At 55.4% G+C, this 8,284-nt stretch carries 7 protein-coding genes and 2 pseudogenes; 4 read left to right on the top strand and 5 right to left on the bottom strand.

Features of this window, described 5'->3' with window-relative positions; all coding sequences use genetic code 11:
- Window positions 1-228: pseudogene (locus tag IFT53_RS23645) on the top strand (hypothetical protein); the annotation flags it as partial.
- 73 nt (window positions 229-301) lie between these two features.
- Here IFT53_RS23645 and IFT53_RS23365 read toward each other — a convergent pair.
- The 5 genes from IFT53_RS23365 to IFT53_RS23345 all read right to left on the bottom strand — a co-directional run bounded on the left by IFT53_RS23365 (window position 302) and on the right by IFT53_RS23345 (window position 5,512).
- Entirely contained in the window at window positions 302-652 is a 351-nt protein-coding gene (locus IFT53_RS23365; protein WP_192068417.1) for an AAA family ATPase, read from the bottom strand.
- Between the two features lie 501 nt (window positions 653-1,153).
- Window positions 1,154-2,173 carry a LacI family DNA-binding transcriptional regulator gene (locus tag IFT53_RS23360; RefSeq protein WP_192068419.1) on the bottom strand — a complete coding sequence of 340 codons (1,020 nt, stop codon included), beginning with the start codon at window positions 2,171-2,173 and terminating at the stop codon, window positions 1,154-1,156.
- Between the two features lie 100 nt (window positions 2,174-2,273).
- Window positions 2,274-3,287: a zinc-dependent alcohol dehydrogenase family protein gene (locus IFT53_RS23355; protein ID WP_192068415.1), complete on the bottom strand. Its 1,014-nt coding sequence runs from the start codon at window positions 3,285-3,287 to the stop codon at window positions 2,274-2,276.
- Window positions 3,288-3,301: 14 nt separating this feature from the next.
- A complete protein-coding gene (locus tag IFT53_RS23350; protein ID WP_192068413.1) occupies window positions 3,302-4,072 on the bottom strand; it encodes an L-iditol 2-dehydrogenase in 771 nt (256 codons plus the stop codon).
- Between the two features lie 126 nt (window positions 4,073-4,198).
- Window positions 4,199-5,512, bottom strand: a complete 1,314-nt coding sequence (locus tag IFT53_RS23345; RefSeq protein ID WP_192068412.1) for an ABC transporter substrate-binding protein — start codon at window positions 5,510-5,512, stop codon at window positions 4,199-4,201.
- 321 nt (window positions 5,513-5,833) lie between these two features.
- Here IFT53_RS23345 and IFT53_RS23340 point away from each other — a divergent pair, with 321 nt between their 5' ends.
- The 3 genes and pseudogenes from IFT53_RS23340 to IFT53_RS23330 all read left to right on the top strand — a co-directional run.
- Window positions 5,834-6,817: a tagatose kinase gene (locus IFT53_RS23340; protein WP_192068410.1), complete on the top strand. Its 984-nt coding sequence runs from the start codon at window positions 5,834-5,836 to the stop codon at window positions 6,815-6,817.
- A 1-nt stretch (window position 6,818) separates the two neighbouring features.
- The gene (locus IFT53_RS23335) at window positions 6,819-8,090 is read left to right on the top strand and encodes a D-tagatose-bisphosphate aldolase, class II, non-catalytic subunit (RefSeq protein ID WP_192068408.1); all 1,272 of its coding nucleotides are present in this window, start codon (window positions 6,819-6,821) and stop codon (window positions 8,088-8,090) included.
- Between the two features lie 78 nt (window positions 8,091-8,168).
- Window positions 8,169-8,284, top strand: a pseudogene (locus tag IFT53_RS23330) (sugar ABC transporter permease); the annotation flags it as partial.

Here is an 8,284-nt window from a genome sequence, read left to right as displayed (position 1 = left end):
GAGAAACTCCCGCTCTTTATCCATGAAAACTCGATCACAGATCAAACGCCGAAGGGCAACGTGGGAGCGGAACACCGGTTACGCAAGGCAGCGCAGATTTACAAAAATACAGGTAACCTGCGAGCGGTCCAAATTCTCCTCGGTCACACAAAGCTCGAAAGCACAGTTCGCTACATTGGCGTCGAGGTGGATAACTCTCTGAGAATCGCTGAGCAAATCGAGATGTAGACTTCTGGCCATCGGCGTTCGCCGATGGTCCCCCTAGGGCCACAATCGGTCATCGGTGAATGTAAAGTGCATATCAGAGGCCGACCAGAAAATTGGCGACCTCAGATCGGCTCGTTAGCCTATATTTTTGCTCGGGATGTTGCTCGTAGAACAAGTGGTGCGCCTCAAAGGAGTTCAGGTGGTTCTTTCGGAAACGGTAGCCTCGAGTATACTCCAGCAGTTCTTCGAATTGCTCCGATGATCCTCCATCGGTTTGCCCCCGCGTCATCAAATTTGCGATGCAGTCGTCGTCGGCTAGATCGAGCCAGATAAATGTTGTTACGCGGGGAAAGACCTGCTTGAGAATTGACCCGTATATTCCTTCCATAACCCATAACCCATGAGCCGCTGCCTGCTGCTTCAGCAACGAGTTGATCACGCTCATTGCGTGGACGCTTTCCTGAGAAACCGGGTAACCAGTGCAAATCATCCAGATGCGTGACCGGAAACCCGAACTTGGGCGCCAACTCTCTCGCCAGCCACGACTTGCCGCTTCCGCTATTACCTACGATGAAAACCCTTTCCATGGAGCGCTTTCCCGCTGAATATGTTTGTCGTCATTCGTGCAACATGACCCGGAGTATCTCGGCTGACGAGCGCTATGCAATGTCCTCAATGGGCCGATTGCGGTCATTGCAATATTTTTGAAAGCGAGTGCTTTCAGGGCGTCCAAGCCTATATGTGATTTTGCCGACAATCATCCACCGTTTGAAGGTTGTCAAAGTGAACTTTGGGCGCCACCCCGCCGGCAGACTTACAACCTGATTGCTCTCGCTTGTGAATGGCGAGAGATGTCCGATAATCAAGCCTTAGCAAGATCGATGGTTCGCCCATTGAATGACTCCCGTCGAGGTTCTTACGTTGATCAATCGGCTTTCAACCGTACTTAGGCGGATGCTCTGAGAATCAGTTCGGACTTCAGCAGGATTTGATCACGGCTGATCAACGGATCGTCCGAGACGTCAGCTTCGCCAAGCTTACGAAGCAGGAGGCCGATCGCCAGCCTGCCAATCTCATAGTAATTTTGTGCGACAGTCGTGATGGGCGGACACGCATATTGCGACAGGGGGTGATCGTCGTGACCAGCGACCCTGAGGTCGAACGCTGAACCGTGGCCAACCTTGATTCCCTTTTTCCATGCCGCTGCGATGACACCAAAAGCTAAGCGGTCATTAGCGCAGACGATCGTTCGGGTGGGAAGCAAATCCAACCTGTCGAACAAACGTGTAGCCTCATCGAAGCCGAACCGCTCGAAATCCCAGGTCGTCATTCCAGATATGTTGAGAACCTCGGCTTTATGTCCAGCGCCCTCCATCGCTGCGATATAGATTTCCCGCCTGTCGTCCGCATTTCTATTGACTTTCGGCATGCCCAGAAAGCACGGCGGCTCTCCGGAGCGGCAGAGATAGTCGACTATGAGGCCGAAGCTCTGGCGGTTGTCACTTCCGACAAAGGCTGCTTCCTCATCCGCTGGCGAGTCAACATATACGAGGGGAATGCTTTGTCCGAGCTTCGTCAGGGGCGAATTCCGCGGAGTTGACCCTATCGGGGCGATGATAGCGCCCGCCACATTCAGTGACTGAAGTGTACTGACGGCGTCGTCTTCCACCTCGGCTCTGCCGTCGGAAGAAAGCACGAAGGCGAGGAAGCCCGCCTCGGCAGCAATCACTTCGATCCGCCTTGTCAACGCCATGTAGAATGGGTCGAGAGCGTTGGGAATAATTATGCCGATGATGTTGCTGCGTCGGCGGTTCAGGTTCACCGCGAACATGTTGGGCTTGAAGCCTGACTTCCTGAGGGCTTGCTCGATGGTGTCGCGTGTCTTCTTTCGCACCGAGGTAGGGTCGTTGAAGTACTTCGAAACGGTTGGACGCGAGAGCCCGACGAACTCGGAGAAGTCCTCCATAGTCTTGATCGGTTTTGGCACATCAAGCTCCCTTACAGTCGTGGCAGCCACAGGCTGCGGACGCTAGGTCCGCAGAAACGCTCCAGGGCTCATGCGAATCTCAGTCCGAAACGAACTGTATCTTCATCGTCGCAGGATCGGATGGCTTCGCAAGGAAAAACCGGAGCATCTCCTCCAATGGGAGGCGGTGACTGACCAGCTTTGCCATCGAACCATCGTCACCCTCCAGCATCGCGATTGCCTCCGGAATGTTCCTGTTTAGGGAATGAGACCCGACAATCTTGAGCTGGCGCCGAAAAACCTCGAAAGGATGAATCGATACAGTCGCGTCTGGTGGGCATACCCCAAATAACAACGCCGTGCCACCATCAGCAACGAGCTGGATCATTTCCTGAACCACTGACGGCACACCTGTCGCATCGGCGACGAAGTCGAAGTCATGACGACGCGAGACCAGAAGCTTGGGTTCAGCTCTCACGACCTGAAGGCCGAGCCCAGCCGCGAATTCAAGCCTACTGTCGTTCACGTCAGCCATAGTGACGCTCTGCGCGCCCCGCGATTTGAGAGACAGGGCAAGAAGAAGCCCTATTGGTCCGGCGCCGAATATGATTGCCTCAGAAGGCGGTGTTGCCCCTGAACCGAAGCCCGCCGCACCGATTCCATTCAAGGCACATGCCAGCGGTTCTGCGAGTGCCGCGACATCATAGGAAAGGTTTCCGACGGGGTGGACCTGATCGCAATGGACGGCACAACATTCGCCAAAGCCACCGTCCTGCGTCACTCCGTATGCTTTGAGGTCAGTGCAAAGATTGGTCAAGCCCTTCCTGCAAGCAGCGCATGTGCCGCACGGAAGATTTGGATCGACAACGACTCGATCGCCAACCTTGAGGTTTGCAACTCCGCTGGCGATTGCTTTGATCTCGCCAGCAAATTCATGTCCCGGAACCACTGGGAATGCGCCTGACCCGTAGCGGCCATGAAGGACGTCTATATCTGTATGGCAAAGGCCCGAGGCTCGGATCTGGATCAAGACGTGTCCCGATGGCAAATCCGATGGCTGTGGAATGTCAGCCAGCACGGGCTGACCCTTTCCGATGAATTGGATGGCCTTCATGCTGGCGCTCCCTGTCAGTTCATCCAGTTTCCGCCGTCGACATTGTACGTCTGGGCAAGGATGTAGTTGCTGTCTGCTGACGCGAGGAAGACAGCCAGTCCCTTGATGTCGTCAGGCGTGGCGAAGCGGCCAATCGGGACGGACTTGGCGACCTGAGCCTTCTTCTCTCCAGGCTTAAGGCCCTCCCACTGCGCGAACTTGGCATCAACGATGTCCCAATGCTCGCCATCAACGACACCGGGAGCGATCGCGTTCACGTTGATGCCATGCTTGACCAGAGCCAGCGCAGCCGACTGAGTTGCGGAAATGATGGCGGCCTTGGATGCGCAGTAGAGCGTGACAAGCGCTTCTCCACGGCGGCCTGCCTGGCTGGCCATGTTGATGATCTTGCCGCCCTTCTTGCGGTCGATCATGACGTTGGAAACAGCACGCATGACGAAAAGCGGCCCTTTGAGGTTCACGTCCATGACCTTCTGGTAGCTTTCCTCGGAGATATCGTTGATTGGGCCCATGTCGAAGATCGCGGCATTGTTGACAAGGATATCGATGCCGCCGAATTCGGAGTCGACCTGTTTGACGACACGGTCGATATCCGCAACGTCCGTCACGTCCAACTTCAACGCCTTTGCAGCCGGACCAATCTGGGCGGCTGCCTCGGTGGCTCGGTCGATATTGATGTCTGCGATTACGACTTTCGCACCTTCGGCGACGAATGCTTCGGCAAATCCTAGTCCGATGCCTCTTGCCCCACCCGTGATGAAGGCAACCTTGTCTTTAAGTCTCATTTGCTTCCTCCGACGACCTCGCCCGACGGCGAATGGCGTCCAGTTTCGATGACGGCGTATGGGTGGAGCCCGGTGAAGCGAACACCGGGCTCCAGGGAGGGCTCGCCATTTCTGGCGGGCGCTCGACTACTTGATGTAACCTGCGCGGGTCATATCGCGGGTAACCTGGGCCTGTGCAGCCTCAAGAGAGGCTTCGACCGACTGCTGACCTGCCAGCGCAGCGCTGATCTGCTGACCTACGAACGTTCCGATTGCCTGGAACTCAGGAATGGCAACGAACTGTACGCCGGTGTAGGGAACCGGGTCCTTGGTGGGCTTCGATGGATCAGCCGACATAATCGCCTTCAATACCGTGTCGGCGAAGGGGGCGGCCTTCTGATATTCAGGAAGTGCATAGGTCGACTTGCGCGTACCCGGAGGAACTGCAACCCAGCCCTCGGACTCGCCGACCATCTCCACGTAGTCCTTGGACGTCGCCCACTTAACGAATGAGCGCGCAGTGTCGCCCTTCTTAGTCGTTGCAGGGATCGCGAGGTTCCAGGACCACGACCAGCTCGATCCAGCCGGCGTTGCCTCAACCGGCGAACGCGTGAATGCCACCTTGTCTGCAACCTGGCTTTGTTTCGGGTCGTAGACGCGACCGGCAGCCGATGTGGCGTCGATCCACATGGCGCATTTGCCCGACGCGAAGAGGGTCTGATTTTCGTTAAAGCCGTTCGCTGTCGCTCCGGAAGGACCGTACTTCGTCATCAGGTCGACGTAGTCCGTCACGGCCTTCTTCCACGGCTCGCTGGTGAGTTGAGGCTTCCAGTCCATGTCAAACCAGCGGCCACCGTAGGTGTTTATCATCGTTCCAAGGAACGCCATGTTCTCACCCCAACCGGGCTTGCCGCGCAGGCATATTCCGTAAACACCCTTAGACTTGTCCGTGAGCTTAGCCGCATACTCCTTGATCTGATTATAGGTCGGCTGTTCTGGCATCTTCAGCCCTGCGGCATCGAAAAGATCCTTGCGATAGAGAGTGAACGAGCTCTCGGTATAGAAGGGCACTGCGTAGAGTTTCCCATCGACAGTTAGACCCTTCTTGATCGGATCAAGAAGGTCCGCGTAGTCATAGTCGTCGCCGAGGTCGTCTACGGCCGAAAGCCATCCCGACTTGCCCCAGATAGGCGCTTCGTAGCCGCCGATCGTCATGATGTCGAACTGGCCGCTTCCGGTCGCTATGTCCGTTGTGACACGTTCGCGCAGGACATTTTCTTCAAGCACGACCCAGTTGATTTTGTTCCCGGTCTTCTGCTCCCAGGCTTTTGACAGCTTCTGCATGATGATCATATCGCCGTTATTAACAGTAGCGACAGTGATCTCTTCAGCATGCGCGACGCCTGCAAGAAGGCCGAGGCCGGCGACGGACGATAAAAGAATGCTGGACTTCACACCCATGAAAATCTCCTCCAAGACGAGTGTTTGCGCATACATTACATGCGTAAACTTTTTATCAAGCCAAGAAGTTTGGAAGTCAATCGAAGAATCTGCACGTAAGAGCAAAAAATTGAAGAACTATTACCAAATCAATTGATTTTTAAGGTTTTATTGCGCCGCGTCGTGTTGAAATTAATGGGAAATTGATTGATTTTTTGTGCGACGCGAAAAAAACCTTTAATTTTACGTGCGTAAAATTTGTATTGACAGCTTTATAGCTCGCTCCTACTAGTGCGGCATCGAGAGTCAAGAAACTCAGGCTAGCGACCATTGGGAGGAGCCATGGAAATCGCACATGCAATAGCTTCGGAATCTATGGGGCCGACCATTACTGTGGGCGAGATACTCGTAGAGATCATGGCGACATCCATCGGGGAAGGATTCAGTGAGCCTCTGTCTCTTGAGGGTCCTTTTCCGAGCGGCGCTCCAGCGATTTTTATCGACCAGGTTGCGCGTATGGGAAGTGCTGCTGGGATCATATCGGCCGTGGGCCAGGACGATTTTGGCCGTCTTAATATTGATCGTCTTAAGCGAGACGGTGCCGATGTGTCTGCTATTAAAATGCTGTCCGACTACCCGACCGGCAGCGCGTTCGTTCGCTACAGGGCTGACGGTGAGCGTGATTTCGTATTCAATATTACCAGATCTGCTGCGGGGCAGATCAGTTTGACCACGGCTGCTGAAGAGTTGATGGATAGGGCAGGGCACGTCCATGTCATGGGTTCTGCATTTTCCATCCCTGGTATTGCTGAAATCATCATGCGAGCCGTCGCTCTCGTGAAGGCACGCGGCGGATCCGTCTCATTTGATCCGAACATTCGCAAAGAACTGCTCGCCACGGGAGAAGACGCCAGAACGCAGCTTGATGACATTCTAGCCGTTACCGACCTTCTCCTGCCTTCGGGGGAGGAACTCTTCGTCGCTTCGGGCGTCGAAGATGAAGAGGGTGCTGTAGCGGCGCTCTTGTCACGGGGTGTTTCTGAGATCGTTCTTAAGCGCGGTGCAAAGGGGTCCTCCTGTTTCCACCGTGGTGGTCGCATCGACAGCCCGGCGTTTGTCGTTGAGGAAGTAGATCCTACCGGAGCAGGTGACTGCTTTGGAGCGGCATATGTTTCATGCAGGCGTCGGGGCCTCTCGATTGCCGATTCCTTACGGTATGCCAACGCCGCTGGCGCTCGAACTGTCACTGTGCGCGGTCCAATGGAAGGCGCATCCACATTCGAGCAGCTCGACGATTTCATCACGAAGAACAAGACGGAGAAGTGAGATGGGCGGAATTCTTCTGGAGCTTGCGGCTGCGCGTGTGGCCGGTCATCCCGTCGGCATAACGTCGGTCTGTACCGCACACCCCATCGTCCTTCGCGCTGCAATTCGACGTGCGAAGATCACCGGGCGAAAGGTGTTGATCGAGGCGACGTGCAATCAGGTAAATCATCTTGGCGGCTACACTGGGCTTACCCCATCTGATTTCGTCGCATTGGTGTTGGGCATCGCCAATGACGAGGGGCTTGATCAGAATTCGATAATTTTCGGCGGTGATCATCTAGGGCCAAACCCTTGGAGGAAAGAGCCCGCCGAAACAGCCCTTCAAAAGGCTCGTACCATGGTTGAGGCCTACGTCGCGGCTGGTTTCACCAAGATTCACATCGACACGTCCATGGGCTGCGCAGGTGAGCCTGCAGCACTGGACGACGTGACGATTGCCAATCGTGCAGCCGACATCTGCAAAACCGCTGAAGACGCGGCATCAAAGGCTGGGGTAGCCCCACCCGTCTACATCCTTGGTACGGAAGTGCCGGTACCAGGCGGCGCCGACCATGTTCTTGACAGTTTGGAGCCGACGTCGCCGGAAGCCGCTCGCAGAACGATAGAGGTTCATAGAGATATCTTCGAGAAGGCAGGTCTTGCCGACGCGTTCGGCCGCGTCATCGCATTCGTCGTACAGCCTGGTGTGGAATTCGGAAGTGAAAACGTGATTGTCTACGACCAGCCGAAGGCCATTGAGCTGGTGAAAGTGCTAGAAGATCACCATGGACTCGTTTTCGAGGCGCATTCGACTGACTATCAGACTGAAGAGGCGCTCACCGCGCTGGTCCGCGATGGGTTTGCGATCCTGAAGGTCGGTCCTGGGGTGACATTCGAATTTCGTGAAGCGCTCTACGCTCTCGACATGATCGCTTCGGAGATCGTTCCCGGCTATGGAATACGTCCTCTGGCGTCCGTGATGGAAGAGCTTATGGTGACCCATCCAGATGACTGGAAGGGCCATTATCATGGTGATGAGACGGCTCTCCGTATTCAGCGGCACTACAGCTACAGCGATCGAATTCGGTACTACTGGAACAGGCCGGAAGCGTTGTCTTCGGTCGAGAAGCTCCTGACGGCGCTGCATGACCGGGTGATTCCGGAACCGCTTCTGCGTCAGTTCTTACCAGAGCATACTTCGCTTTCTACGGCTTCCGCGCATGATATCCTCATCGCGGCAGTCGATGGCGTACTCGCTGTCTACGACCGCGCGACGGCAGCGGGCCGTGCTTAGCACCCACGGCTCGTATTATTCTCCATCAATCAGCGTCTCCTACAAAGGAGCGCTGGCAGCATCATGGGAGGGAGCCGCATGGCGACGCAAAACACTAAAAATCTGGCGCGGTTGATGATGGCGCCGTCGGTTGTCATGCTTCTGGTGTGGATGATCGTGCCACTGTCCATGACGCTGTGGTTCTCTTTCCAGAA

Origin of the sequence: Rhizobium sp. CFBP 13644 (genome assembly GCF_014842165.1) — a bacterium.
Taxonomy (GTDB): Bacteria; Pseudomonadota; Alphaproteobacteria; order Rhizobiales; family Rhizobiaceae; genus Agrobacterium; species Agrobacterium tumefaciens_C.
The sequence above is the reverse complement of the archived record's forward strand: the minus strand, read 5'-3'. Positions and strand labels throughout refer to the sequence as shown.

Excerpts from the sequence above, each read along its gene's own strand:
- IFT53_RS23345 (WP_192068412.1), bottom strand. The coding sequence starts at position 5,512 with ATGGGTGTGAAGTCCAGCATTCTTTTATCGTCCGTCGCCGGCCTCGGC.
- IFT53_RS23340 (WP_192068410.1), top strand. The coding sequence starts at position 5,834 with ATGGAAATCGCACATGCAATAGCTTCGGAATCTATGGGGCCGACCATT.
- IFT53_RS23355 (WP_192068415.1), bottom strand. The coding sequence starts at position 3,287 with ATGAAGGCCATCCAATTCATCGGAAAGGGTCAGCCCGTGCTGGCTGAC.
- IFT53_RS23360 (WP_192068419.1), bottom strand. The coding sequence starts at position 2,173 with ATGGAGGACTTCTCCGAGTTCGTCGGGCTCTCGCGTCCAACCGTTTCG.
- IFT53_RS23335 (WP_192068408.1), top strand. The coding sequence starts at position 6,819 with ATGGGCGGAATTCTTCTGGAGCTTGCGGCTGCGCGTGTGGCCGGTCAT.
- IFT53_RS23365 (WP_192068417.1), bottom strand. The coding sequence starts at position 652 with ATGAGCGTGATCAACTCGTTGCTGAAGCAGCAGGCAGCGGCTCATGGG.
- IFT53_RS23350 (WP_192068413.1), bottom strand. The coding sequence starts at position 4,072 with ATGAGACTTAAAGACAAGGTTGCCTTCATCACGGGTGGGGCAAGAGGC.